A 26,212-nucleotide genomic window follows, 5' to 3' on the forward strand; every position below is an offset into this window, starting at 1 on the left:
GCGGGCCTCGTCGCCGCCCGTGTACTCGCGTCTAGACGTCGTCGCCCGGCGCCGGGGCGGCCCCGGTGTCGGCGTCGGTGAGTTCCGCCAGCTCGCCCGTCGTGTCGAGCCGGTAGAGCAGCACCAGCGCCGGTCCCACCAGCACGACCGCGACGGCCGTGACGATCATCAGCCAGCGCATGGTGGTGGCGGCCCCGGCCGCCTCGGCCACCGTCAGCGTGGTCGGCAGTGCGTAGGGCCGCTGCGCGAGGCCCCAGGCGCCGACGGTCAGGGCGACGCCCGCCACCGACGTGTACCGGGACCAGCCGAACGAGCGGCGCCACACCAGCACGACCGTGACCGCACCGCAGACCGCCGCGGCGACGATCAGCAGCAGGCCCGGTCCCCCGGTCAGTCCGTCCCGGACGTGGCGGGCGTCGTCGCGGGTCACGGGCAGGGCGACGAGCGCGAGGACGACGACGGCGGCGAAGGCGAGGACGGCCCGCAGCCGGAAGTAGTCGACGAGGTCGGGCGCGCCGAACCGCCGGGCATCGGAGCAGAGGAAGACCGCGCCGAGGAAGGCGGTGGCGGCGATCGCCAGCAGCCCCGTGAGGACGGACGTCGGGTTGGCCCAGGCGTCCGCGGAGGCGGGCGTGCCGACGCGGACCCGGCCGGAGGCGACGCCGCCGAGCACCGCCCCGAGGAAGAACGGCGTCACCAGGGAGGAGACGGCGAACATCGCCCCGTAGACCCGTCGCCGGGCCAGCCGGTGGGCGGGCTTGCGCAGGGCGAACCCGGCGCCGCGCAGCACCAGGCCGACGGCGGCCAGCGCGAGCGGCAGCCACATCGCGGAGAACACGGCCTGGAACAGCGTCGGGAAGCCCGTCCACATGACGACCAGGACGAAGATCAACCAGACGTTGTTGGCCTCCCAGACGGGCGCCATGGCCCGGTCGATCAGCCGCCGGGGCGCTCTGCCGCGCTCGGCGCCGCCGGCCATGAGGTCCCAGAACCCCGCGCCGTAGTCGGTGCCGCCGGCGCAGGCGTACGCGGCGATCGCGGCGACCATGGCCCAGGCGACGAGACCGGCCGTCACGACGCGCCCCCGGAGGCCCGGCCGGACCCGTCCCCGGACCCGCCGCCGGACGCGGCCCCGGCGGCGGGGGGACCGGGTTCGCTTCTCGGCCCGTAGGGCGTGTCGGCCTCCGGCGGCAGGCCGGCGCCGCCCGGCGAGCCCAGGTCGGCGATGCGCCAGCGGGTGCGCATCTTCAGGATGACGGCGAGGAAGGAGCCGAAGACGGCCGCGTACACGACCACGACGATGCCGAGCATCGCCCACAGCGATCCGGCGTGGGTCCCGGTCACCGCCTCCGAGACCCGCATCTGCCGGTAGACGATCCAGGGCTGGCGGCCGACCTCCGTGGTGATCCACCCGCACTCGACGGTGACCAGACAGGCGGCCCCGGCGAGCGCGGCGCAGCGGTGGAACCAGCGACCGGCGGGAACGTCCCGGCGCCGCCACCACGACCAGGCGTACCAGAGCGCGAGGAGGATCAGCAGGCTGCCGACGGTCACCATGACGTCGAACGCCCAGTGGGCGATGGTGGCCTGCACGGGGGTGGGGCGGTCGGCGGCGGGCACCGAGGTCAGCCCCGTCACCTTCGTGCCCGGCGAGAACCCGGCGAGGATCGAGTCCAGTTGCGGGATCCGGATGCCGCCGGAGACCGTGCCGTCGCTTTTCAGCCGCCCGAACATGTACTCGGGCACATGGGTGCCCGTCTTCCAGACGATCTCGGTCGCGGCGAACTTGACCGGCTGCTTGTGGAAGACCGCGCGGGCGGCGGAGTCGCCGAGCACGAACTGGACCGGCGTCAGGACCGCGGCGACCGTGAACGGCACGGTGAAGCCGAGCCGGTGGTAGCGGTCGCGGCGCCCGCGCAGCCAGCCCGTCGCGTACACGCCCGCGACGACGTATCCGGCGGTGAGGAGCATCGCGACGACGAAGTGCCAGTACTCGGGGCCGAACATCGGCGTGAAGATCGCCTGCCGCACGTCGACGTCGACGGGCGCGCCCTGTTCGTCCAGCCGGAAGCCCTGCGGGGTGTTCATCCACGAGTTGGCCGCGATGATGCCGAACGCCCCCAGCAGGGCGGCCAGGGGCAGCGGCACGGCGAGCCAGAAGTGGGTCCAGGGCCTGAGGCGGCGCCAGCCGTAGAGGTAGATCGCGATCAGGACGGCCTCCAGGAAGAACGCCCACGCCTCGATGCCGAACCCGAGGCCGAAGACGTCCCCCCAGCGGCCCATCATGCCGGGCCACAGCAGACCGAACTCGAAGGACAGCACGGTGCCGGTGACGACGCCGATGGCGAACTGCACGGCCATCACCGCCGACCAGCGCCGGGCGAGGGTGAGGGCGACGGGGTCGTCGCGGCGCAGCGCCCGGTGGTGCATGAGCAGCGTGATGAACGGCAGGGCGACGCCGAACGGGACGAGCAGGATGTGCGAGGCCAGGGTGAAGGCCATCAGCTCCCGCGCCGGCAGGAGCCGGTCCGGGGTGCCGTCCGCCAGCAGAGCGACGGTGCTGAGCATGTGCGCCTCGATGGTCTGCCCCGCGCGGCGGCGGGGCGGAGGAGGGACGGGGCGGGGGCGCCGGCCGGCGGACGGGACACGGCCCCGGAGCGGCGGATCAGCCCCCGGTGGCGAATCCCGGGAAGAGCGTCATGCCGCCGTCGACGTACAGGGTGGTGCCGACGACGTAGTCGAGCAGGTCCGACGCGAGGGCGACGACGGCGTCGGCGACGTCGTCCGGGTTCCCCACCCTGCCGTAGGGGATGAGGCGCAGCAGGTCGGCCTCGGCCTCGGGGGTGGACCAGGCGTCGCGGTTGATCGGGGTGCGGATGGCTCCCGGGGCGACCGCGTTGACCCTGATCCGGTGGGGGGCCAGCTCCTGGGCGAGGGTCTGCATCAGCATGCCCACCCCGCCCTTGGAGGACGCGTAGTTCACGTGCCCCGCCCACGGGACGATCTGGTGGACCGAGCTCATGCAGACGATCTTCCCGGCGGACCGGGAGACCTCCTCCACCACTCCGCGCCGCAGGAACTCCTTGGCGGCCTCCCGCGCGCACAGGAACTGGCCGGTGAGGTTGACGTCGATGACCTTCTGCCACTCGGCGAGCGTCATCTCCGTGAGGGCCGCGTCCCGTTGCAGGCCCGCGTTGGCCACCATGACGTCGATCGTGCCGAACTCCTCGACCATCCGGGCGACCATGGCGCTCACCTGGTCCTCGTCGGACACGTCGGCCTCGTGGGCGTAGGCGCGGACGCCGAAGCCCTCGATCCGCCGCACGACGTCCTCGGCCTCGCCCGCCCCGGCGACGTAGTTCACGACGACGTCCGCGCCGGCCCGGCCCAGGGCGACCGCGGTCGCCAGCCCGATGCCGGAGTTCGCGCCCGTCACCAGCGCCTTCTGCCCCTTGAGGAGCTGCGCGGACCGCACCCCACGGCTGTCATCGGCGTTTCCTGCCACCACGAACTCTCCTTCTGCCCTGCGGACGGCGGCCCCCGGCGACCGGACGACGCGCGGAGAACGGCTGGACGTCGGCCGGCCCGCCGCGACGGGCCCGAGAGCCGTCGCATACCCGGCTCCCGACGAAAGCACCCTGCCCCGCGAGGGGCCGGACCGGCGCGCAACGCGTCCGCACTTCGTCCGGGCACGTCACACGGCCGGGCTAGGCCCTCCTGGTCCGGTCGGCCGTGTGGATCGGCCGGAGGCGCTGAAGAAGTGAACAAAAAGGGCATATCTCACGTATTCACCTACGGGTCCGCCCCGGACCGGCCCGCGGACCGGCCCAGCGGCCCCAGCGGAGTCGGGAAGAAGCCCAGAAGTAGTCCAGAAGAAGCCGAGCCCGGAAGAAGCCCGGAAGAACCCCAGCGGAAAGAGGAACGCCATGCACCGCGCCGCCACCCTCGCCGTGGCCGCGACCGCCGTCGCGGCCTTCGCCGCCGGATGCGGAAGCTCCGGCGGCTCCGGCTCCTCGTCCTCCCCCACCAGCCCACCGCCGGCCGGCAGCTCGGCGCCCGCCGCCGGCGGATCCGGCACGCTCCAGACGCGCGACACCTCGCTCGGCAAGATCCTCGTCGACGGATCGGGCCGGACCCTGTACCTGTTCGAGGCCGACACGGGATCCACCTCGCACTGCTACGGCGGCTGCGCGCAGGCCTGGCCGCCCGACACCACCACGGGCCGGCCCGACGCCCACGGCCTGGACGCCTCCCTGGTCGCCACGACTCCCCGCGACGACCACACCACCCAGGTCACCTACGCCGGGCACCCCCTCTACCGCTTCGCCGAGGACACCCGGCCAGGCGACACGGCGGGCCAGGGCAGCACGGCCTTCGGCGGCGCCTGGTACGTCCTGGGGGCCGACGGCTCCCCGATCACCGGCACCGGCCCCTCCACCGGCGGGCCGGGCGGCGGCAACGGGTACTGACACCACACGGACGGCGGCCCGGACGACCGCCGGGTCCGACGACCGCCGGGTCCGACGACTGCCGGGTCCGACGGCCATCTCCCACGACCGCGCGGTCCGGCGATCGTCAGGCCTGACGGCCGTCGGACCGCGCGCCTCCCGGAGATCCCGGCGGAGGCGGATTCCGTCGCTCAGATGACGCGGTACGGTCCCCAGCCGGTGCCGGCCTGGCGGCGGGTGCCGAAGACGGTCGTGCCGGGCTTGCCGGTGCCGGGGTAGACCCACAGCGTGCCGTCGGACGCCTGGCGGGAGAGCACGTCGGTGAGACCGTCGCCGTTGAAGTCCCCGGGGCGGATGACGTCCTGGCTCTTCCAGCCGGTGCCGACCTGGTAGCGGGTGCCGAGGGTGCTCATGCCGGGCCTGCCGGTGCCCGGGTAGACCCACAGCGTGCCGTCGGACGCCTGCCGGGTGAGCACGTCGGTGCGGCCGTCGTTGTCGAGGTCCCCGGTGGTGACGACGTCCTGACTCTTCCAGCCGGTGCCGACCTGGTAGCGGGTGCCGAGGGTGCTCATGCCGGGCCTGCCGGTGCCCGGGTAGACCCACAGCGTGCCGTCGGACGCCTGCCGGGTGAGCACGTCGGTGAGACCGTCATTGTTGAGGTCGCCGGTGCGGATGACGTCCTGGCTCTTCCACCCCGTGCCGACCTGGTAGCGGGTGGCGAAGGTCTCCATGCCGGTCTTCCCGCTGTTGGGATACACCCACAGCGTTCCGTCGGACGCCTGCCGGGACAGGAGGTCGCCGAGGCCGTCGTTGTTCAGATCCCCGATGGTGACGGCGTCCTGGCTCTGCCAGCCGGTGCCGGCCTGGAAGCGGGGGCCGAACGTGCTGCCGGTCGCCTTTCCGGTGCCGGGGTAGATCCACAGGATGCCGTCGTCCTTGACGGCCGCGATGTCGGCGTTGCCGTCCCCGGTGACGTCGTCCGGGTTGCGGGAGAGGGCGTGTCCGACCCAGTCGCCGAGGTCGTCGACCCGGGTGTCGACGGCGGCGGTGCGCGTCTCGGCCGGGTCGATGCCGAGGCATCCGCCCTGCCAGGAGCGGGAGTTGACGGCGACGAGTTCCGTGACGCCGTCGACGGTGCGCAGGGCGGGGCCGCCGGCGTCGCCCTGGCAGACGGTGGCGTCCGCGGAGCCGTCGAGGTCGACGGTCGTGGCCGCGGTGGCGGCGACGGTGAAGGCGCCGGTGTGGAGCTTGTCGGGCACCCATTCCGTCCTGGTGCGTCCGAATCCGGCGCTCTCCAGCCGCTCGCCCGCGGCGGCGGGCGTGGTGGCCAGCCGGACGGGCGTGACGGCCGGGTCGGTGACCTTGGCGGCGAGCTTGACGAGCACCAGGTCGCGGTCGGCGTGCGGAACGAGCCGGACGGCCGAGAGGACGGCGCCGCCGGTCTCGGTCAGGTCGGTGCGGCCGACGGTGACGGTGGTGGGGACGAGGGGTCTGCCCGCGGGGGGCTTGCCGTCGGCGGCGAAGCAGGTGGCCGCCGTCAGGACCCACTGCGGGTCGACGAGCGTGCCCGTGCAGGCGCTCTGCTCACCGACGTTGATCTTCGCGACGTAGTTCAGCCGGGCCGGAGCCTCGGGTCCGGCGAGCGCGTGGGCGGGGGCGGAGGTCAGCACGAACGGGGCCGCGACGAGGCCGGCGGCCAGCACGGAGAGACGGGGGCGTCCGGAGAGGTTCATGAACGTGGGGGCTCCTGGTCACGAGGGCCGCGCGGCCGGCCGGCGCCGGTCCGTGCGGCGGGCATGTCGGGTCGGCGTGCGGTTACTTGGAGGACCGGATCTCGACGAGCACGTGCTCGCGCCCCTCCGGGTCCGCGGTCTCGCCCACCGCCGTCCAGGTGTTCTTGGCGACGTCGAACGACTTCTCCTCGGTGCCCACGGTCATGTCGACGGCGGTCGTGTAGTCGTTGCCCTTGATCGCGTAGACCGCGGGGACCTCCAGGGTCAGCCACCCGGAGTTGCCGGCCACCTTGAAGCAGATCCGGTCGGTCCTGTTGCGGGCCATGAGCTCCAGCAGGCCGGTCCCGCCCGCGCAGTCGGCCAGGGTGATGTGCCCGTCGCCGCGCTTGAGGACGATCTTCTTCTCGGCCAGGATCTTGTCCGCCTGCGGGTAGTCGAAGTTCTCCACCGCGTAGCCGGGAGCCCCGTCCACGACCAGCTCGGTGGGGCTCTTGTGCTCCGGCGAGCCGCCGGGGACGCCCGCGGCCACCGCGATCCCCGCCACGGCGCAGACCACGGCCACGCCCAGTGCGCGCCGCGCGAGCCGCCCCCGCCGCGGCTCGACGGGCGTCCTGCTGAATTTCCTCATCGCATCCCCAAGTTCGTCGCTGACGGCCGGACGTTCGCCACCGGACTCGAATTCGGTTGCGCAGGAAGGCGATATCGACATCGCTCCGCGGGGAATGCCCCAACTCCCTTGTAGAACAGTCCCCTTACCTCTCGAAGTCGAGAGGCCCCCCGCCTCGGTAACCGTCGTCCGCGTCGCCATACCAACATGAAGCGACTCCGAGGTCGAGTGAATAAAACCAGGCGTTCCGCGACATTCCGCATGAGGCTTCAGTGACCTCCGTCACATGCGGCGAAGGTTGCCCGGAAGAATGTGGAGGACGTGTGGATAGTCCCTGATGTGTGGTCAGGAACCTTTCCTTCAAAGGCTGTTGAAGCATCGACTTCCACAACTGGCTTTTTTTCACAGCGCAGTTGATATGGTCCGGCATTACCATTGGCGCCGCCCACAGGCCACTTCGCACTCCATGGCACTCCATCCCACGGGTACGTCGGAAATGCCCTCGCACTGAGGTCCGGCACGCCTGTCGACAGCCCACGAGGACGACTCTCCTATGCAGACAGTTTTCTGGAGCCGGCGCCGCGTGCTCGGTGCGCTCGCCGCCACCGCCGCCGCAGCCTCCACGCCTTCGCTGCTCGTCGCCCCGGTCGCCGCCGCGGCGGAGGGCACGCCGCCGGACCCGGTCCCGCTGCCGGACACCGACCGGGCGAGAGCCGTCAAGGCCTGGATATCCGGCGGTTCCGGCGTCAAGGCCGCGGCCGCCCAGGCCCTGGCGGGCACCGACGGCGAGATCCGGACGTTCCTGGCCGAGACGCTGCCGGCCCAGACCGTGCAGGACAACCGCGTCGCCGTCGTCAGCAGCCTGGACCGGGCGGGCAAGGGCCTGCGCCGTGCCGCGGTCGCCGCCCTCGACAACGGCGACGCCGCCATCGCCGACTTCCTGAAGGACGGCTTCAGACCGGCCGTCCTCGAGGACCTCCAGGTGGCCACCACCATCGTGTCGGGCACCGGCGACAAGGCGGTCCAGCGGGCCGCCACCGCCGCCCTGAACACCGGCACCGAGTCGACCCTGATCCAGTTCCTCACCGACACCCAGTACGACGCCCGCCTCGAGGACGCCCGGGTCCAGGTCACCGCCATGCTGACGCAGGCCGGCCCGGAGGTGCGCAAGTACGCCGACCGCGCCCTCAGCGGCACCGCCTCCGACATCGAGTGGTTCATCGAGACCGGGCAGCACATCGCCCGGGCCCGGGACCAGGAGTCGGCCACGATCGAGGAACTCGTCGCCGTCGTCGTACGGGAGGGCAAGCGCGCCGAGCGCGAGACGAACCTGGCCGTCGAGGCCTCCGCACGCGCCCAGACCGCCGCGGGGAAGGCGAAGGAGGCGGCCGAGAAGGCCGCCGCCGAGGCCTCCGCCGCCAAGGACGACGTGCAGAAGTCCGGGGCCGCGGCCCGCAAGGCGGCATCCGCCGCCAAGGGCGCGGCCGACGCCGCCCGCAACGCCATCAACGCCTCCAACGCCGCCGTACAGGCGTCCCGTCGCGCCTCCTGGGCCGCCACCGGCGCCGCCCAGGCCGCCGCGAACGCCGGCAGCGCCGCGGCCCGCGCCTACAACGCCGCGATCGGCGCCTCCAAGGACGCCGGCAAGGCCGAGGCCGCCAAGAACGCGGCGGTCGCCGCCCGCAACGCCGCCGCCAAGGCGCGCACCGCCGCCAAGGCGGCCGACCAGGCGGCCGTCGCCGGTACCAAGGCCGCCGCCGCCGGTTCCGCCGCCGCCGGAGCCGCCCGCAACGCGGCCGCCGCCGCCAACGCCGCAGCCCAGGCAGGCGCCGCCGCGGGGGCCGCGCAGTCGGAGGCCGCGGAGGCCAAGCGCCAGGCCGCGATCGCCTCCAGCGCCGCGAACCGGGCCACCAACGCCGCCTCCACCGCACAGGCCCTCGCCAACACCGCGGCCGCGGCCGCCCGCACCGCCCGCGACGCCGCCAACTCCGCGGCCGACCACGCGGACAAGGCGGCGGACGCAGCCGAGGAAGCCGTCAAGTACGCCGGCAAGGCCGTCGACTACGCCAACCGCTCCACCGCCTCCGCGGCCGCCGCCGTACTGGCCGCCAACACGGCCACCAAGGCCGTCTCGGACGCCCTGGTGGTGGAACAGAACGCGCGCAACGCCGAGGCGGAGACCCTCGAACAGGACAAACTCCAGGCCATCGAGGAGGTCAGGCAGCTCGCGGACATCGAGGCGAAGGAACTGGCCGCCTACCAGAACAAGATCGCCCAGGCCCAGCAGACCGATCAGGCGACCAAGGACCTGATAGCCAGCGCCGAACAGGCGCTGACGGCAGGGGACATGCCGGCCGCGGCGGTCCTCGGGCGCAAGGCGGCCGTCGCCCTGCTCGACTCCAGGGGCGCCTGGACCCGGCAGGCGGCCCAGTTCGCCCTCTCCGGCTCGGACGACGACGTGTACGCCTGGATCGACCTCGACCGGGTGCTGGCCCAGGGGCAGGACGACCGGGAGACCACGCTCCACGTGGCCACGATCGCCGGCCCCAAGATCGCCGAAGCGGCCCTGGACGCCCTGGAGAGCCCCTCGTCCAAGGCGGTCGGCGACTTCCTCACCAGCGGCATGAAGAAGGCCTCCGACGAGGACAACCGGGTGGCGATCGGCCGCATCCTGGGCTCGAACCCCGGCAAGGCCGTCAAAGCCGCCGCGAACAAGGCCCTCGACCTCAACACCACCGAGGCGCTCCAGAAGTTCTTCGACCACGACTACCCCGAGGCGATACGGGAGGACGACGCCGTCCTCACCCTCACGCTGATGAACACCGGGGGCGCCTTCACCAAGGCGTACGCCGAGGTGGCCATGGAGGGGCCCACCTGGATGCGCCGCAACTTCGTCTCCCTGGTGCAGTACCGCACGGCCCAGCTCGACCACGACACCGCCACCCATGTCGCCGCGATCCGCGGCGCCATCGCGGCCGCCGCGAAGATCGCCGAGAAGGCGCAGGAGAACGCCGCCCTCGCGTCGAAGGCCGCCGCCGACGCCCGCAACGCCGCCGCCGAGGCCAAGCAGTGGGCGGCCAAGGCGCTCGACTCCGCGGCCAAGGCCGACGACTACGCCGACGAGGCCCGCCGCAACGCGGACGCCGCCGACAAGTCCGCCGCCGACGCCAAGGCGTCCGCGAACCGGGCGAGCACGGCCGCGGCGACCGCCCGCGGCGCCGCCCGCTCGGCGAACTACTCGGCGAACAAGGCCATGGACTCCGCCCGCGCCGCCCTCCGGTCGTCGTACAGCGCCCAGGCCTCGGCCGCCGCCGCCCGCGCCTCCTCGATCGCGGCCGGCAAGGACGCGGCGACCGCGGCCGCCGCGGCCACCGAGGCCCGGCAGATCGCCGCGGCCAAGCGCCAGGCCGAGGTCAAGGCGGCGGCCGAGGCGGCCGCCGAGAAGGCCCGCCTCGAGCGGGAGGCCCGGATCAACCCGGCCGACAAGGACACCAACGACCAGATCAACCCCAACGGCACCGGCGGGGACTCCGACGAGTGGTGGAACGACGCCGGCTGGTACGCCGACGCGTTCAACGCGATCAGCGTCGGCGCCGGATTCCTCGCCGCCGGCTGCGCCCTGGCCGCCTTCGTGTTCCCCCCGGCGGCCGCGGCGGCCGGCTTCTTCTCCGCGGTCTCGATGGGCGCCGGCGCCCTCGGCACCCTCTTCACCGGCATCGAACACGGCTTCACCAGCAGCCAGTTCATCGAATCCGCCTTGGGCACCGGCCTGAGCCTGGTCACCTTCGGCCAGTCCAAGTGGATCGGCGCAGCGGACAAGGCCGTCGGCGGCAAGCTCATCAAGCCCGTCGTCGGCAAGATCGCCGACGTCGGCGAGGACGTCGTCTCCGGGGCCACCAAGGTCCTGTCGTCCATCTTCTGACCCGCGTCGCGGCCCGGACCCGTCGTCCGGAGCGGCCCCGCGCAAGCGGGCGCCGCCCCGGACGGCCGCGGCCCGGACCCCGGCGGCGCGGGCACGACGCCGGCGAACCCGCGGGCCTGACCGGTCCACACCCGGCCGGTCCGCCCCGCACGACCGCCCGGCCGGTCCGCCCCGCACGACCGCCCGGCCCGCGGGGGCCGGACACCGCCTCACACCCGCAAGCGTCCGCAACACCCGCACGTCCCACCCGCACGTCCGGCCCACGCGCGTCCCGCCCACCCGCACGCCTGGCACGCGCACGCGCGTCCCGCCCACGCCCGCCCGCACACGCCCGTCCCGCAGACACACGCCAGCCGCCGACATGCCGGTCCCCGATCCCCCGACCCCCCGTTCCCCCGGGCGTCCCTCAGTGATCCGCCGTACGGGGGCCGCCGAAGGCGCACCCCCACTCCCCCGCCCCCACCACCACCCCGAACCACCGAGCCGTCGGCGCAGCGAGCCGGCGGCGCACCACGCCACGAGGAGAGGTAGGACGAGCATGCCTGCGATACGACCCGGACGGCCCGCCCGAAGACGAGCCCGGTCGACCGGGCTGGCCCTGGTGACCATGGCCGCGCTGGGGCTCACCACGACCGGCATGAGCGCGGCGCAGCCGCAGACCGCCGCGCAGCAGCCGCAGCGCGCGGCCGCGGCCGCGGCGGACCTGCCGGCCGGCGCGCCCCTCACCCGGACCACCGCGCTCCGGACGGACGGGGAGCACTGCGAGCCCACCCGGGCCGGGTCGAAGGAACGCCGGGCGGGGGCCGCACAGGCGTGTGTGAGCACCAGCCCCGCCGTCGCGGCGCCCCGGCGAAGCCGCTCCTCGGTCGCGGCGGCGGCCGACACCTGCGGCATCACCAGCCCCGGCTCCTACACCTACGACCGCTTCGAGTACTGCGTGACGGGGGTGAACGTCCTCTACGTCCTGCGCGACGGCAACGGCAAGGAGATCGGGCGCGGCACCGTGCAGGTCTCGACGAGCGCGACCCTTCCCGCGAAGGGCACCGCCTGGCAGGAGCAGATCACCGCGCGGATGACGAGCGCGAGCGGCGACGTCACCGCCCTCAACGCCAAGTTCCGCGCCTCCTGCACGAGCGGCTGCACGACGACGAAGACCGCGCCCTGGTACGGCGGCGACCTGGTCCCGGGCCAGTCCGTCAGCGGCTCCGTCGCCTACTCCTCGTCCCCCGCCGCCGGCACCGCCGTGCAGTTCACCACCTCGTACAAGATGTACGTGACGTCGCCGGGCGCCACGGCCGTCGACCCGAACGCCTCGTGGGACAACCCCCGCAAGCTCCGCTGCGACGACGACGTCCGCGACACCACCGGCGCCGGCACCCCGTCGCCGGGCTGCGTCGTCCCCTCCGTCACCCCCGTCGTGCTGATGCGCGCGCAGGGTTCTCAGCCGGGCGGCGCGGTGGCCGCCTACGAGTGGGCCCAGCAGCGCTTCGACGACGGCTGGGGCCAGAAGAAGCTGCTGACCAGGCAGAAGAGCGGAGTCGCCGACCGTACGGGCCGCACCTGCGGAAGCTTCGACCCCAACACGGACCTCGTCGAGAACGACACCTGCGGTGAGTTCCCCTTCGCCGAGGCCAAGGAGGGCGGCATCGACGGCGCCCGGTGCGCCGAGTTGATCCCCAACGCCAGCAGCGGCGGCTGGGACACCTACGTCCTCGGCGACAGCCGGGACCTGGACCCGGCCACGCCCTGCGTGCGCGCCCATGTCCCGCCCGCCGACAAGCAGTTCGCCGACGCGCAGCTCACGGAGGGCTTCACGGCCCAGCGCGTCGTCGACGGCGAGCAGTTCAAGGTGGCGTTCACGACGCCGGACGCCGTCCCCCAGGCCCGGTGCCTGGCGAACCCGCCCACCGCCACCGGCGCGCGCCCCTCCGGCAACGGCTGGCTCAGGAACACCACCGAACCGGTCCCGCACGTCAACAAGACCATCACCCCGATGGGCCCGCCCGGCACCCGGCCGTCGACGGCGCAGGCCTGCCTGGGCAAGACGCTCGGCGAGGGCAAGCCGGCCAAGGGAGACATCACCGGCTGGCAGGACGCCCAGAAGTTCGAGGGCAACGTCCCCAAGACCGAGCAGGCCCGGTGTCACCTGATCGCGAACATCCTCGGCGGCCCGGGCCAGATCAGGGACGGCGGGCAGAACAACCTCGTCCCCTGCTGGCAGGCGGGCATGAACACCGGCACGCCCAGCATGCGGACCTACGAGGCCATGGCGCAGAACAAGGTGAAGGAGCAGGGCTTCGGGCCGAACGACGCGATCTTCTACCAGGTGACGCCCGTCTTCAGGGACGCCACCAGCACCATCCCGACCGGCGTCACGATGACCGCTACCATCGAACGCGCGAACGGGACGACCGAGGAGCTGTTCCCCAACGTGTACGTCCCCAACACCAAGGCGGACACCGGGCTGCTCAACCTCGGAAACTGATCACCACCACCGGTTAGCGCCTTCGGGAGCCAGTATGAGTTTCACGACCCCGCCGCGGCCGTTCGACGTCACCGCGCTCTTCCCCCGACTGGCCCCGCTGGCACGCACGGCGACCCGGCTGCATCCGCGGCCCGGGTCGCCCACGCCGCACGACAGCTCCGTCGGCGGGCCGCTGCTCTGGCCCGCCGGCGAGCCGTGGCCGCACTGCGCGGGACCGCACACGTGGGACGGGGTGACCCCGCCCCTGGCGCCGGAGGACGAGCGGCAGTTGCGCCGCAACCGTGCGGCGGCGGAGAGCCGGCGGCGGCGCGGCCCGCAGGAGCCCTGGGCCACGCCCGGGGAACTGGAGGCCGAGAAGCGCCTGTCGGCCGGCCGGCCGTGGCCCGAGGGCCCGGTCGCCATGCTGCCGGTCGCCCAGCTGTATGTGCGCGACGTCCCTCTCCCGCGCCCTGCGGGCGGGTCGGGAGCCGATCTGCTCCAGGTCCTGTGGTGTCCCTTCGACCACCCGGAGCACCCGGCCACGGCCCTGTTCTGGCGGACCGCCGCGTCCGTGACCGACGTCCTCGGCGCACCGCCCGAGCCACCCGCTATGCGGTTCGGCGACTACCTCCCGGAGCCGTGCCTGCTCGCGCCGGAGCAGGTCACCGAGTACCCCAACCCCATGGAGCTGGACAAGGAACTGCGGGAGGAACTGAACGACTGGAGCAAGTGGCAGGCGGCCGGCCCGGCCCTGGACGCCTCCTACGAGGTCGCCCCGGACGAGCTGTACCTGGACCAGCTCTCCGTCTCCCCCGGCTGGAAGGCCGGCGGCTGGACCAGCTGGGGCCTCACCGACCCGGTCCCCCGCACCTGCTCCGAGTGCGGCGCCGACGCCGTCCCGCTGCTGACGATCGCCAGCACCGAATGGGACGGCGGCACCGAGAGCTGGATCCCCGAGGAGGAGCGGGCGAACCCGACACCGACCCTGCCCGGCCAGCCCCCGGCCAACTTCACCATGCTGGTGATCGCCGGCGGCTACCGGCTCCAGCTCCACGCCTGCCCGAACTCCCCGGACCACCCGCACATCGAACTGATCCAGTGAGAGCCGCCCTCCGGTCCCGTCCGGGCCTCGGCAACGACGCGGAACGCCACACGCCTGACGCCTGACGCCTGACGCCCGACGCCCGACGCCCGACGCCCGACGCCCGACGCCCGACGCCCGACGCCCGACGCCTCAACGGTCGATCGTGGTCGCCTGTTGATGGATCTGCAGCGGGACGAACAGCGGCACCGGGTCCGTCGTGCCGGTCATGGACGAGGTGAGATTGGCCCGGATCACCGCCGCACGGGGGTGATCCGGGCCGTAGGAAGCCTCGGCGGCCGCGACCGCCCGTCCGAAGTGGGCGGCCATGACGGAGGCGGCGGCGCCCGACGACTCCAGCCAGGCCAGCCAGCCGAGGTTGTTCTCGATCACGGCGATGCGATGGTGGCTGCTGCCGTAGACGCGTTCGGAGTCCGCCAGCGCCTGTGCGGCCTGTGCCCGTGCCGAAGGGAAGTCGCCGCCGCGGCCGAGCAGCAGGGCCCAGGTGCTCCGCACGGCGGCCACCCGCGGATGGGACTGCCCGTACAGCCTGACTGCCGCCGCCAGCGCCGTTTCCACGAGTTCGCCCGCTCTGTCCAGCTCGCCGGTGCGCTCCAGCGTCGCCGCCGCGTTCGCGGCGATCACCACCATGCGGGGATGGCCCGCTTCGTGCAGGATGCGGCCCGCGCTCAGCGCTTCGTCATGTCGCATCCGTGCGCCGGCCAGGTCACCGTCGTCGTGGCAGAGGGAGCCCAGCCCCGTGCTGATCATGGCGATGCGCAGGTCGTCGCGGAGTGCCAGTCCTTCACAGATGGCTCGGGCGTGCTCGTACTGCTGCCTGGCCCGTGGATACTCCCCGAGAGCGTGGAGCGCGGTTCCGAGGTTGAGCCGCACCGCGACCGTACGGTCGTGATCGCGTCCGTAGACGCCTTCGAGCGTGGTCAGCGCGACGGACAACTGCTCTCGCGCCTCCGCCACCCGGCCCGCCAGGTGCAGGGCTCCGGCCAGGTTGTTGCGACGCAGTGCGACCCGGCTGTCCCGGACGCCGAACACCCCGACGCTGAGTGCCAGCGCATGCTCGTACGCGCTGCGGGCCTCGTGGATGTTGCCCAGGTCCTGCTGGATCCGCCCGAGGATGCCCTCGGCTCTGGCCCGGTCGCCGACCGGGGCGTCGAACCCGGCCATCAGGTCAAGGGCCTCCTGGATCCGTTCTCTCGCCGGCCCCAGGAGGCCTTCCTCCTGCAACAGCCGGCCCATGTCGATCAGCACCGTCGCCAGCAACGGCGCCGCCGCTGCCGGCCCGCTGCGCGCCGATGCCTCGATCTCCTCATAGGCGGCGCGCGCCCCCGTCACCTGGCCGAGTTCCTGGAGCAGTCGCCCGTAGCCCATCCGGAGGCGGATCCGGAACGGGTCCGCCCGCGGCAGGCTCCGCCCGGTCTCCCAGGCCGTCTCGAACAGGTCGCGCGACGCCGCCAGCCTGGCCTGGGCGTGGAGGAAGACGGCGGCCCGCTCCAGCAGGACCGCGAGGTCGCCGCGCGGGGCGTCGTATTCGGCGGCGCGGTCGCGGACCGCCAGGACATGGGGAAGCAGGGCTTCGCACATCGCGGCGTTCTCCAGCTCACCGCTTTCCGCCGGGAAGACCTGGAGCAGCCAGGCGACGGCGTCCTGGACCACGTGGGCGGGCGGCCGGCCGGACCCCGCCGCACGCTGCCGCACCACCCACTGGACGAGGCGGTGCAGCGAGATCTCCTCGCTCGACGTGGTGATCAGGGAGTAGCGCCGCAGATGCATCACCGCTGCCTGATAGCGCGCCTTCGACCCCACCACGGCGCCCAGGTGCGGGGGCAGCGCCAGGTGACTGGTGGCCAGCAGCCTGCGCGGGATCATGTCCGGCCCGAGGAAGGCGCAGAAGGTGAGCAGCCGGTACCCGTCCGGCGAGAGCTTCCTGATCCGTTCCAGGGACAGCATCCAGGTATCGACGACGCTGCGCGAGTAGCCCAGGGGAGGCTTCGCGGCGAGGGCGTCCGCGGCGCTCTCGCCGAGCAGCGCGAGGTAGTCCCCGACCGTGATGTCCGCGGCGTCGACGTAGGCCGCCGCCTGTTCCAGCGCGAGCGGCAGGCGGCCGAGTCGCGTCGCGAGTTCGCTGATCTCCCGCGTTCCTCCGACGGCTGTGCTGCGGATCCTCTTGGTGAGGAAGGCCTCCGCCTCCGACCCGGACAGGACGTCCAGGGCGATCGTGGCCGCCACGGCCTCCCAGTTGGGGTTGCGGGAGGTGATCAGGACATGGCCGCCGCTCGGCAGGGGGTAGACGTCATCGGGTTCCTCGGCGTTGTCGTACACGAGCAACCAGCGACCGCGCCTCTTCAGTTCCCTGAACAGGGCTTCGCGCAGGCCCGGCTGACTGGCGGTCATGCCGATCCCGAGCTCTTCGGCGAGCCGTGCGTAGCCGGACTGCATGATGGCCGGCTTCTCGGCCGACAGCCACCAGACGAGGTCGTACGAGGCTGCGTTGCGGTACGAGTACTCCGTGGCGATCTGCGTCTTGCCGATGCCGCCCAGACCGTGCAGCGCCGCCTGGACCACGGTCACCGAGTCGGACAGCTGCTTCCGCAGTCTCGCCAGGGCTCCCAGCCGACCGGTGAAGTGATGGTTCCGCGGCGGGACTTCGAAGATCGGGGGCAGTTCGGCCGGGAACCGGAGCAGCCCGGACGAGGTGTCCCTGGCGCCGTTCGCGGCGCCGTTCGTGGTGCCGTTCCTGGCGCCCGGATACACCACGGAAGCGGGCCGCGAACGTCCGGTGGACACTCCGCGCCGCAAAGCCGCCAGCGCCGTGACCTCGTCGAGTCCGACCAGGTCGACCATGACCAGCGGCCGCAGTATGGCGGGCAGATCGCAGTCCTCGACGCGCAGGCACAGGAGGCGCCCGTGGTCCTCCTCGTTCCGCAGGAAGGCCGCGGCCCATTCCTGCCTGGACAGGGGAGCGGTGAGGTAGGCGTGACCGACGACCGCCAGGACGCGTCGGCAGGTCTCCAGCGCCTGGTTCTTGCGCTCGATCAAATCCTCGCCCGGCTTGAAATCCCAATCCTGGACGACGACAGAATACGAGCTGCTTTCGAGTTTCGAGCCGATCCATTCGGCCCACTGCCTGTTGGCGGCGTGGTAGCTGATGAAGAAATCTGCTCGACAGTCCGAGTCCATGGCGGAAGCCCCCGCAAGCGCCTTTTCAGACCACCAGAACCATCTGTCTCATGGTCCAGACGACAGGTAGCTCCATCTTTCCCGACGCGGCCATGTCCAAACGCTGCTGAAGTCTGTCCAGCCATTCCGTTCCGAACTCCTCGACCAGAAAGGGATCACCTCTCCACACACGGAGATTCAGCGCGAACATACGGCCCACCTGACGGGACGTAGGGCGGACTTCGGCCACATGGTCCTCGCGCGAGACAGTGCCGGGCGGGTCCGGCATCGCGCCGAGCACCCGGCCGACGTCCAGCCGTTGACCGTTCTCCCGAAGCATCGCCTCGACCACCCGCTGATAGTCCCTGGCGACGGGATGCTCGCTCTCGACGCTGTCGACCTCGTCCAGAAGCAGTCTTCCGTTCGGAGCGAGCGCTCCCAGCCAGCGCCCCACCACCGACGCGGTGTCGCGCAGATGGGAGAGCAGCAGCCGCGCGTAGAGGAGATCCGGCCCCGCCACCGGGAAGGGGGTGGTCGTGACGTCGTGCCTGCGGAACGCCACCGGGAGGCCGTCACCCGCCTCGGCGCGGGCGAGGAACGTCACCGACCGGTCCAGCCCCACGACACGCTCCGCGCGCACTTCTTCGGCGATCAGCCTGGTCGAATGCCCTGGTCCGCAGCCCAGGTCGACCGCGAGCCCGACCGGCCCGGGAACGCAGCGGGAGAGGAACGATCTGCTGCTCTCGGCGAAGACCTCGGCGACCGTGGAAAGCCGTTGAGCAGCGATATCACTGTCCCCGAACTTGTAATCGGCGCCTGAGGGTTGCCTGCCTGCGGGAACCAAGTGGACCATGCTGAGACACCCTTGAGTCGACAAGGACCGGAACGACCGTCCGGCGCACTGCACCACCTGACGATACTTGCCCGGATGGACGACTGTCCCGAATTGCTTCGAAGGAGTGATGCCTTGACACCCGGAGCGGGCCGGACTCGATCAAGATTCTTCATCAGCTTCGCCGACCCGGACCGGGGCTGGGCCGAGTGGACGGCCTGGCAACTGGAGGCACACGGCTTTCCGGTGGAATTCCGGTCCCGGGACTGGGCCGCGGGCGACAATGCCGTACTGCGGCTCAACAAGGCACTGGAGCAGGGAATGGTCGTGGCGCTGTTCTCCCGGGCCTACTTCGACGAGTCGGACGGCAACAGCCGCGACTGGTCCGCCCTGCTGGCGGCGGACCGGCCCCTGATCCCCCTGCGCATCGACGACTCCACGCCCCCCACGCTGCTCCGCCCCCTGGTCGCTCCCTCCCTCTGCGGACTGGACCAGCGTGAGGCCGGGGCGCAACTGCTGCGCGCCGTCGACGGGACGCGGCGCCCCATCCCGGAACCTCCCTTCCCGGGAGTTCCGGGAGCATCGGCCCCGGCCTCGGCCCCGGTCCCGGTCTCGGCCCCGACGGCCCCTCGGGTGGTTCGGCCGGCGGCCGGGCCGCAGTGGCAGGACGCGTGCGCCGTCCTCGTCGGCGTCGACGCCTACGATCACCTCCGCCCCGTGCCGGCGATCGCCGGCAACGTCCACGACCTCGGCGCGCTGCTGCGGTCGGCGGAATTCGGCCTGCCGGAACAGCACTGCCGTCTGCTGCGCAACCCACGGGACCCCCGCCAGGTGCTGCGGGCACTGGAGTGGGCCGGGCAGATCACCGCCCGGAGCGGCGGCACCCTGCTCTTCTATTACAGCGGTCACGGCGCCCAGGACCCCGAAAGCGGACGCCTGCTGCTCTCGTGTGCGGATTCACTGCCGCACACCCCCTACACCTACCTTCATTTCGACCGCGTCCGCGAACAGATCACGCTCAGCCCCGCTGTACGGCGACTGGTCGTGCTCGACACCTGCTACAGCGGCGCGGCCCTGGACCTCCTGGACGACGCCCTGCCCGTGCCCAGCGTCGAAGGCAGTTTCGTGATGGCCTCGTCAGGGGCGACGGAACCGTCCCGCGAGGCGAGAGGCCGGCGGCACACCGCCTTCACGGGGACGCTGCTGGAGATCCTGGCGAACGGTCTCCCCGGCGGTCCTCCGCTGCTGGACGCCGAGGCCCTCTTCGAGGGCGCCAGGTCCGCCTGCGAGGACGCGGGGTGGCCGACGCCGCGCCGCCAGGTGCGGAACGCGGGGAGCAGGATCCCCGTCGTCGCCAACCGCTGGTCCGGCAACCGGCGCTGACCCTCCACCTGCACCGGAACAGGGACAGGGACAGGGACAGGCTCACGAACGCGAACGCGAACGCGAACGCAAACGCGAACAGGAACAGGAACAGGAGACCGTCCGTTGGCCGAGAACGCCGCGATCGAAACCAGCACCGGGAATCCCCTGACGACCCGCCGACTGTACCGCTGGTTGACTCACGACGAGTCCCTGAGGCCGGGGGTCCAGGTACGGCTGCGGAGCCGGACCGACTCGACGGAGCCGCTCGACGACCTGGGCGACACACTGGAGATCATCAGCGTCGTCGTGACGAGCGTCATGGCGCTGCCGCCCTTCATCGAGAGCGTCCGCCGCTGGTTCAGGGACCAACCGCCGCCCGCACCCGCGCCCGTGGTGCTCCGGCACGGGAACATCGCGGTCGAGATACCGACCGACACCGATGCCGCCGTCATCTCCGCCCTGACCGCCGCGCTGGCGACCCAGCCGGTCCCCCCGCCCGATCCTGTCTCCGAATGAGCCGAACGTTTCCGCAGGCCAGGGAACCTGCGCAGGGTGGCGGGGTGGGACTGGAACCCACGGCCGACGGATCATGAGTCCCTCGGTCAGTCGGCCGACGTGGTCCGTGTCATCTCGGCCGCCTCGGTCATGGCGCGTTGGCTGAGATCGCCGAACAGCTGCATCGTGACGGCGGCCAGGACGTCGTCCACGCCAACAGTCCGCCCGTCCCCGCGGCGGCCGGACAGGGCGAAGAGGGGGTCCTTGAGCAGCGGGGCCGGGTCCGGCTCGCCCGGCACCACCGGACTGACCGTCCCGAACCGCCTGACCCCGCCCTCGCGGACGACCTTGGCCGCGTCACGCGCCAGGGTCGTCAGGAACACGCTCGCGATTCCGTCCAGGTCGCGGACCAGCGCCGGGACGGCCCTCACCCCCCGGCTCCCCAGCAGCCTTCTCACCCCGGCCTCGAACCGGTGGGCGCCGGCCACGCCACTCGGTGTACGCGCCCCGCGGCGCTCACGAAGAGACACGAGCGCACCGTCGGCGTTGCGCAGCTCGCCCATCAGGCCGTGAAAGGTCGGGCTGTGCAGGTACCACGCCGACCCCACCTCCACCTCGACGTTCCGGTCGATAGCCGAGATGAGGTCCTTGGGCATCAGCCTCGTCCGGGCCTGCTCGGCCGCCGCGCCTCTCGCGCCGTCGATGATCTCCGTCAGCACGGTCCGCGTCACCGACGCGGCGGCCCACGCGGCCGACCGGGAGACGTGCAACGAGGTCACGTCCCTGAACACCGCCTTGACGAGCTGAGGCTTGAACGGCAGGCCGGTCACGAGGGAAGCGGTCTGCGCACCGCTGCGCTCGGTGCGCAGGAGTCGTGTGGTCATCGGAGAATGTGCTTTCTGCTGTCGGAGGTCTGCTGTCGGAGGTGTCAGTGGCCCCTGCGGCACCGGGCGGCGAGGGGGAATGCCACCCGCTTCCTCTGCTTCCAAAGAGAGTTGACGACGTCTCAGGGCGTTCACTGCGGTGATGCTGCCACCTCGGTCTGACAGTGGCGCCTGCCCCCTGCGGTTGCGGGGCACCGCCGCCGCGGACGTGGGCGGTGTTCGATGGCGCGCCGCGCCTTCGAGAAGGGCGGCCTGACCTGCCCCACGCTCGGACCACACCACGACCGAGGACCTCTGTCGCCTTCCACCGACCACCCGTATACAAAAGATCTTGTATCTTGATACACTCCAGTTGATATACGCAGGAGGCGCCCATGAGTCGTACCGTGATCGACCTCGACGACGAGGCCTTGGAAGAAGCGGCCAAGGAACTCGGCACCACCACCAAGCGCGAGACCGTCAACACCGCGCTGCGGGAGGTCACGGCCCGTCACAGGCGTCTGCGCGCGCTCGACGAAGCCCGCCGGCTGGTGGCAGACGGCGCGCTGGACACGGACCTTCTCCTGGACAAGAGCACCTACCGGCCCACGAGCACAGCCGACGCCGCCTCCGACACCGGAGCGCAGGAGTGACCGTCGCCGATTACCTCATCGACACCTCCGCGCTCGCCCGCGTCCTGCTCCGCCAGAACACGGCCGACTGGGATGACAGGATCGGCGCCGGCCTCGTCGCGATCTGCGACATCACCGAACTCGAGGTCCTCTACTCAGCCCGTTCGGCCGCAGACCGTACGCGTGTGAAGGCGGCGCTCGACGCCCACTACGTCTGGTGCCCGATGCCGGACGGCGTCTACCGCCGCTCCCGCGTCGTCCAGGAACAGCTGACCGCCAAGGGTGAGCACCGCAGCGCGGGCCCCGTCGATCTCCTGGTGGCCGCCGCCGCCGAGGAAGCGGGGCTCACACTGCTCCACTGCGACCACGACTTCGACGCCATCGCCCGCACCACGGGGCAGCCGGTCCGCACGATCGACCTCAGGCGGTAGAGCCTCCGCAGCCGCACAGTCGGCGATGAGATCCCTGCCGCTCACGGACGCAGCCGGCCGGGGATCGCCCGGCCGGCTGTGGGTCCTGAGTCCTTCCTGACGGCGTGGCCTAGCAGATGCCGGTGAGCTTGGTGTCGCTGTACGGGGTGCTGTCGGAGGAAGTGGTGAGGATGTGACAGCCGGGCTGGACGTCGTCGACGCGCAGGAAACCGTTGTCGTAGGCGGCGGCGACGCTGCCGCCGTCCATGAAGACGCTGGTCGTGCCCTCCGTGCCGCCGGGCAGGTACACCGAGGAACTGGTGTTGGCCGGGACGTTCACGCTGATGTCGACGCGACCGCCGCCGGTGGTGTCGAAGGCCGCGCCGATGGTGCCGTGGCCGGTGGGGACCGTAACGTTCGCCCAGGTGACCGAGGTGGGCTGGGGCTTGATCTGGAAGGTCGCGAAGCCCGGTGCGGTGGCCCGGATGCCGAACATGTCCTGGGGGATGTTGAAGGCGGGGGCCGCCGCCCAGGGGTGTGAGTAGGTCGTGTTCGACTTCTGTGCGAGGGTCCAGGCCTCCATGGTGGCGCCCGCCCCCTGGTTGATCATGTTCATCCAGCTGTTGGTCCCGGTCGAGGTCAGCAGGGTGTACGCGAGATCGGGCCGGTTGCCCTCGTACATGGCCTGGATGAGGAAGCCGGCGCAGTAGACGCTGCACGCCATACCGCGGGTGCCCAGATAGGTGGCAACCTGCGCGGCCTGCGAGGAGCCGGCCAGGCCGAACGCGGTGGCGAAGGCGCTGGCCTGGACGGCGTAGTGGTCGATCACGGTGCCGTCGTTGTTCAGTCCGTCACGGTAGGCACCCTTGGACGAGTCCCACATCCTCGCGTTGACCGCGGACTTGATGGCGGCGGCCTTGGCCGTGTACGTGGCGGCGTCCGAGGTCTTGCCCAGTGCGGTGGCGATGTCGGCCATGTCCGCGTAGGAGCGGTAGGCGATGGCGTTGATGACGGTGTTGTAGGAGGTGAAGACGTACCCGTCGCGCTGCGAGGAGGGCCAGTCGACGATGTCGCAGTCGTTGCAACTGCTCGCGCCGTTGCTGCCGGTGGTCTTGTGGATCAGACCGGTCGAGGAGTCGTACCACTCGTCGGGGAGCTTGCCCTGGAGGGTGGTGTAGGCGGCGGACAGCGGCGCGGTGCTTCCGGTGGCCTCGTAGCTGTCGTGCAGGGCCAGGATCGTGTACATCGGCCACTCGGTGGGCCAGGTCCGGTTGGAGAGCAGGAGGCTCAACGAGTAGTCGCCGAGCGCCGCGTCGCCGCCGGTGTAGAGGTTGCCCAGGAGCTGGAGGTAGGAGTCGGCCTCGTAGTAGCCGCGCTCACGCTCCCAGGAGTCGACGTACAGGTTCTGGTTGCCGGTCTCGATGGTGTTGCGGGACAGCGCCCAGACCTTGTTGAGGGCGCTGTCGGAGGAGTTGAAGACGCCCGCCGACTCGTCGAACGGGTACAGGTACGCCTCCGCCGTGAAGTCGGCGGCGGTCAGGCCGGTGGGGGCGCCGATGACCTGGACGTACCGGAAGACGCGCGGGCCCCAGGTCTCCAGGTGCTGGCTGCCCGCCTTCAGGACCCACTTGTCCTGGTAGGTGTTGCCCGCCGAGGTCTGGTACTTGACGGTGTTGGTGCCGGAGGTGACCTGGCCGTAGCGGATGTCCACCACCTGTCCGGCGGTGCCGTTCAGGGTCAGGGCAAGGCCGCCGATCCAGGTGCGGCCGTAGTCGATGAAGTAGTTGCCGCTGGAGTACTCGGTGACCGAGGCGGGGGTCCGGGAGGTCTGCCTGACCTTGGCGGTCGGCGTGGGCTGCAGGTTGCTGAAGGAGCTCTTGGCGACCGCCGACGGCCAGGCGGCGGCGTTGAAGGCGGCCGTGGCGAAGCCGAACGGGTAGCGGCGGGCGTCGAAGTTCTCCTTGGGCGCCGTGTAGTAGCTGGTGCCGATGGAGCCGGCGCTCGGCAGGATCCGCGTGCCGTTCAGGGCCTTCCAGCCGGCTCCGGTGCCGTAGGTCTTGCTGGTGCCGTCGGTGTACCGGACCACCAGCTGGGCCAGAAATCGCTGGTCGCTGGTGGTGTAGGCGAGGGCGCCGATGGTGTTGGCGGCGCCCGCGTTCAGCAGGGAGGTCACGTCGTAGCCGTCGTAGCGGGTCTCGGAGCCGACCGGCCGGGTGGGGCCGACGCCGACGTAGCTGCCGTTGACCCACAGCTTGTAGACGAACTGGCGTGCCGGGGTGGTGGAGGCTCCGGTGGCGTACAGGTGGGCCCAGGCGACGGACTTGCCGGAGGCCAGGTTCGTGGTGCCGCGCAGGAACGTCCAGCTGGGCACGGTCAGCAGTCCGGTGCCGCAGTTCTTGGCCTTGTCGACGAACAGGGCGCCGCCGGTGACGGTGCCGCAGCCGAAGTCGGCGTTGGACGAGTCGCTGAAGTCATTGCCGTACAGGGAGCCGCCGTTGGGATCGGTGACGGTGATGTCGTCGAAGGTGGCCTGCTCGGCGCTGCCGGTGCGGAACCCGATGCCACCGGAGGAGTAGGTGGCGTCCGTGGTGGTGTCGACGAGGGTCCAGGCGGTGTCGGCGGCGGCCTTCAGATACGTGGTGAAGGTCGAACCGGACGCCACGACACGGAAGTCGTAGGTCGAGCCGGTGGTCAAGGCGAACGGCAGCGCCACAGCCGTCTTGAGGGCCGTGAACGTTCCGCTCTTCTGGACCTGCGGGGCGATCGTGTTCACGCCGCCGCCCTTGAACTGCCACAGATAGAAGTTGCTGGTGTCCTTCTCACGGAAGGTGACGCCGGCGATGCCCGCGTTGATGACGAAGCTGCCCTGGAAGGTGTAGTCCGTCCAGGCGGTGGGCAGCCCGGTGACGCAGTTCTTGGCCTTGTCTACGAACAGGGCGCCGCCGGTCACGGCGCCGCAGGCGAAGTCGGCGTTGTCGGCGTCGCTGAAGTCATTGCCGTACAGGGAGCCGCCGCCGGGATCGGTGACGGTGATGTCGTCGAAGGTGGCCTGCTCGGTCAGACCCGTGCGGAAGCCGATGCCGCCTGAATTGAAGGTGGCGTCGGTGGTGGTGTCGACGAGCGTCCAGGCGGTGTCGGCGGCGGCCTTCAGATACGTGGTGAAGGTCGAACCGGACGCCACGACACGGAAGTCGTAGGTCGAGCCGGTGGCCAAGGCGAACGGCAGCGCCACAGCCGTCTTGAGGGCCGTGAACGTTCCGCTCTTCTGGACCTGCGGGGCGATCGTGTTCACCCCGCCGCCCTTGAACTGCCACAGGTAGTAGTCGCTGGTGTCCTGCGCACGGAAGGTGACGCTGGCGTACTTGGCGTTGATGACGAAGCTGCCCTGGAAGGTGTAATCCGTCCAGGCGGTGGGCGCGCCGCTCCAGATGGGGGTCGCGGCCGACCAGGTGGTGCCGGGCCCCGTACCGAAGGCCGCGGTGGCCGACCAGGCGGAGGCGGCACCCGCGGAGTCCCAGGTACGGACCCGCCAGTAGTAGCCGGAGGAGGCGCTCAGAGTCGCGCCGGCATAGCTCACGTTGCCGTCGGTGGCGGAGGTGACCTGACCCGAGTCCCACATGTCCGGCGTCCCGGTCAGGGCAGAGGACGTGGTGGCGACCTGTATCTGGTATGCGGTCTGCCGGTCGCCGCCGACATGCCAGCCGAGGAGGGGCGCGGATCCGGGGGCGACGTCCGCGGGAGCGGCCAGTCCGCCGACGGTCAGGACCGTGGGCGCGGCGGTGACGGCCTGCGCCGAGGGCGTCAGTACGGTCACTCCGCCGACGAGAGCGAGCAACGTGGTGAGCAGGGCCATCAGCGAGAATCGCCGGCCTCTTGCTCTGCGGTGGGACGGTGCGACGTGCATGGGCGCGGTCCTTGATACGTTTCAATCGCGGAAGCCGGGCCTCCCCGGCAAAAGGGGATGTGAGGTGGCCGACATCCTGAAGCCGGACATCCGAGCCTGTCAACACTTCCGTAACGCGGCCTTCACACTCGGGGCTGGGACAGCAGGAGCAGCTTCTGGCCGAGGCGACGCACGAGCCGGACGCCACCGACGACATCGCGACTGATGGTGGAGCGGGTGGTTCTTCCGGTTCTTCCGGTTCTTCCGGTTCTTCCGCCGGGGCACAACGGCTGGTCGACC

At 71.6% G+C, this 26,212-nt stretch carries 17 protein-coding genes; 8 read left to right on the forward strand and 9 right to left on the reverse strand.

The window, feature by feature from the left end; translation table 11 throughout:
* Positions 1 to 31: 31 nt before the first annotated feature.
* From OG802_RS11025 to OG802_RS11035, 3 genes are all read right to left on the reverse strand, one after another.
* Complete coding sequence (locus OG802_RS11025) at positions 32 to 1,075, reverse strand: cytochrome d ubiquinol oxidase subunit II (RefSeq protein WP_329409544.1); 1,044 nt, start codon at positions 1,073 to 1,075, stop codon at positions 32 to 34.
* Positions 1,072 to 2,568: a cytochrome ubiquinol oxidase subunit I gene (locus OG802_RS11030; RefSeq protein WP_329409545.1), complete on the reverse strand. Its 1,497-nt coding sequence runs from the start codon at positions 2,566 to 2,568 to the stop codon at positions 1,072 to 1,074. The genes OG802_RS11025 and OG802_RS11030 overlap by 4 nt, the downstream gene beginning before the upstream one ends.
* A gap of 97 nt (positions 2,569 to 2,665) precedes the next feature.
* On the reverse strand, positions 2,666 to 3,505 hold the full coding sequence (locus tag OG802_RS11035; protein ID WP_329417022.1) for an SDR family oxidoreductase: 840 nt from the start codon (positions 3,503 to 3,505) through the stop codon (positions 2,666 to 2,668).
* A 421-nt stretch (positions 3,506 to 3,926) separates the two neighbouring features.
* Here OG802_RS11035 and OG802_RS11040 point away from each other — a divergent pair, with 421 nt between their 5' ends.
* Positions 3,927 to 4,469, forward strand: a complete 543-nt coding sequence (locus OG802_RS11040; protein ID WP_329409547.1) for a COG4315 family predicted lipoprotein — start codon at positions 3,927 to 3,929, stop codon at positions 4,467 to 4,469.
* A 170-nt stretch (positions 4,470 to 4,639) separates the two neighbouring features.
* Here the strand turns inward: OG802_RS11040 and OG802_RS11045 are convergent, their stop codons facing one another.
* Together OG802_RS11045 and OG802_RS11050 are read right to left on the reverse strand one after the other, a co-directional pair.
* Positions 4,640 to 6,181 (reverse strand): FG-GAP-like repeat-containing protein, encoded by a 1,542-nt coding sequence (locus OG802_RS11045; RefSeq protein ID WP_329409549.1) that lies wholly within the window; start codon positions 6,179 to 6,181, stop codon positions 4,640 to 4,642.
* Positions 6,182 to 6,263: 82 nt separating this feature from the next.
* Complete coding sequence (locus OG802_RS11050) at positions 6,264 to 6,809, reverse strand: hypothetical protein (protein WP_329409551.1); 546 nt, start codon at positions 6,807 to 6,809, stop codon at positions 6,264 to 6,266.
* Positions 6,810 to 7,341: 532 nt separating this feature from the next.
* Here OG802_RS11050 and OG802_RS11055 point away from each other — a divergent pair.
* The 3 genes from OG802_RS11055 (at position 7,342) to OG802_RS11065 (ending at position 14,276) form a co-directional block, all read left to right on the forward strand.
* On the forward strand, positions 7,342 to 10,710 hold the full coding sequence (locus OG802_RS11055; protein ID WP_329409553.1) for an ALF repeat-containing protein: 3,369 nt from the start codon (positions 7,342 to 7,344) through the stop codon (positions 10,708 to 10,710).
* A 538-nt stretch (positions 10,711 to 11,248) separates the two neighbouring features.
* The gene (locus OG802_RS11060) at positions 11,249 to 13,195 is read left to right on the forward strand and encodes a DNA/RNA non-specific endonuclease (RefSeq protein WP_329409555.1); all 1,947 of its coding nucleotides are present in this window, start codon (positions 11,249 to 11,251) and stop codon (positions 13,193 to 13,195) included.
* Positions 13,196 to 13,229: 34 nt separating this feature from the next.
* On the forward strand, positions 13,230 to 14,276 hold the full coding sequence (locus OG802_RS11065) for a hypothetical protein (protein WP_329409557.1): 1,047 nt from the start codon (positions 13,230 to 13,232) through the stop codon (positions 14,274 to 14,276).
* Positions 14,277 to 14,408: 132 nt separating this feature from the next.
* On the opposite strand, the gene fxsT is transcribed toward OG802_RS11065, so the two are convergent.
* Complete coding sequence (gene fxsT / locus OG802_RS11070) at positions 14,409 to 17,453, reverse strand: FxSxx-COOH system tetratricopeptide repeat protein (protein ID WP_329409559.1); 3,045 nt, start codon at positions 17,451 to 17,453, stop codon at positions 14,409 to 14,411.
* 25 nt (positions 17,454 to 17,478) lie between these two features.
* Positions 17,479 to 18,285, reverse strand: coding sequence for a class I SAM-dependent methyltransferase (locus OG802_RS11075; protein WP_329409561.1), 807 nt, complete (start codon positions 18,283 to 18,285; stop codon positions 17,479 to 17,481).
* 114 nt (positions 18,286 to 18,399) lie between these two features.
* Here OG802_RS11075 and OG802_RS11080 point away from each other — a divergent pair, with 114 nt between their 5' ends.
* Both OG802_RS11080 and OG802_RS11085 read left to right on the forward strand, forming a co-directional pair.
* The gene (locus tag OG802_RS11080) at positions 18,400 to 19,647 is read left to right on the forward strand and encodes a caspase, EACC1-associated type (protein ID WP_329409564.1); all 1,248 of its coding nucleotides are present in this window, start codon (positions 18,400 to 18,402) and stop codon (positions 19,645 to 19,647) included.
* Positions 19,648 to 19,752: 105 nt separating this feature from the next.
* Positions 19,753 to 20,145, forward strand: a complete 393-nt coding sequence (locus tag OG802_RS11085; protein WP_329409566.1) for an effector-associated constant component EACC1 — start codon at positions 19,753 to 19,755, stop codon at positions 20,143 to 20,145.
* 86 nt (positions 20,146 to 20,231) lie between these two features.
* On the opposite strand, the gene OG802_RS11090 is transcribed toward OG802_RS11085, so the two are convergent.
* Positions 20,232 to 21,008 (reverse strand): hypothetical protein, encoded by a 777-nt coding sequence (locus OG802_RS11090; RefSeq protein ID WP_329409568.1) that lies wholly within the window; start codon positions 21,006 to 21,008, stop codon positions 20,232 to 20,234.
* Between the two features lie 374 nt (positions 21,009 to 21,382).
* Between OG802_RS11090 and OG802_RS11095 the strand changes: the two genes are divergently transcribed.
* The gene (locus OG802_RS11095; protein WP_329409570.1) at positions 21,383 to 21,640 is read left to right on the forward strand and encodes a type II toxin-antitoxin system VapB family antitoxin; all 258 of its coding nucleotides are present in this window, start codon (positions 21,383 to 21,385) and stop codon (positions 21,638 to 21,640) included.
* On the forward strand, positions 21,637 to 22,050 hold the full coding sequence (locus OG802_RS11100) for a PIN domain nuclease (RefSeq protein ID WP_329409572.1): 414 nt from the start codon (positions 21,637 to 21,639) through the stop codon (positions 22,048 to 22,050). The genes OG802_RS11095 and OG802_RS11100 overlap by 4 nt, the downstream gene beginning before the upstream one ends.
* A gap of 109 nt (positions 22,051 to 22,159) precedes the next feature.
* On the opposite strand, the gene OG802_RS11105 is transcribed toward OG802_RS11100, so the two are convergent.
* Positions 22,160 to 25,933, reverse strand: coding sequence for a family 78 glycoside hydrolase catalytic domain (locus OG802_RS11105; RefSeq protein ID WP_329409574.1), 3,774 nt, complete (start codon positions 25,931 to 25,933; stop codon positions 22,160 to 22,162).
* Positions 25,934 to 26,212 lie beyond the last annotated feature (279 nt).

The sequence above is a fragment of the Streptomyces sp. NBC_00704 genome (assembly GCF_036226605.1).
Classification (GTDB): domain Bacteria; phylum Actinomycetota; class Actinomycetes; order Streptomycetales; family Streptomycetaceae; genus Streptomyces.

What these genes read in the sequence shown, in the direction of transcription:
- OG802_RS11030 (WP_329409545.1), bottom strand. Translation starts at nt 2,568, where the DNA reads ATGCTCAGCACCGTCGCTCTGCTGGCGGACGGCACCCCGGACCGGCTC.
- OG802_RS11040 (WP_329409547.1), top strand. Translation starts at nt 3,927, where the DNA reads ATGCACCGCGCCGCCACCCTCGCCGTGGCCGCGACCGCCGTCGCGGCC.
- OG802_RS11045 (WP_329409549.1), bottom strand. Translation starts at nt 6,181, where the DNA reads ATGAACCTCTCCGGACGCCCCCGTCTCTCCGTGCTGGCCGCCGGCCTC.
- OG802_RS11050 (WP_329409551.1), bottom strand. Translation starts at nt 6,809, where the DNA reads ATGAGGAAATTCAGCAGGACGCCCGTCGAGCCGCGGCGGGGGCGGCTC.
- OG802_RS11055 (WP_329409553.1), top strand. Translation starts at nt 7,342, where the DNA reads ATGCAGACAGTTTTCTGGAGCCGGCGCCGCGTGCTCGGTGCGCTCGCC.
- OG802_RS11060 (WP_329409555.1), top strand. Translation starts at nt 11,249, where the DNA reads ATGCCTGCGATACGACCCGGACGGCCCGCCCGAAGACGAGCCCGGTCG.
- OG802_RS11065 (WP_329409557.1), top strand. Translation starts at nt 13,230, where the DNA reads ATGAGTTTCACGACCCCGCCGCGGCCGTTCGACGTCACCGCGCTCTTC.
- fxsT (WP_329409559.1), bottom strand. Translation starts at nt 17,453, where the DNA reads ATGGACTCGGACTGTCGAGCAGATTTCTTCATCAGCTACCACGCCGCC.
- OG802_RS11075 (WP_329409561.1), bottom strand. Translation starts at nt 18,285, where the DNA reads ATGGTCCACTTGGTTCCCGCAGGCAGGCAACCCTCAGGCGCCGATTAC.
- OG802_RS11090 (WP_329409568.1), bottom strand. Translation starts at nt 21,008, where the DNA reads ATGACCACACGACTCCTGCGCACCGAGCGCAGCGGTGCGCAGACCGCT.
- OG802_RS11095 (WP_329409570.1), top strand. Translation starts at nt 21,383, where the DNA reads ATGAGTCGTACCGTGATCGACCTCGACGACGAGGCCTTGGAAGAAGCG.
- OG802_RS11105 (WP_329409574.1), bottom strand. Translation starts at nt 25,933, where the DNA reads ATGCACGTCGCACCGTCCCACCGCAGAGCAAGAGGCCGGCGATTCTCG.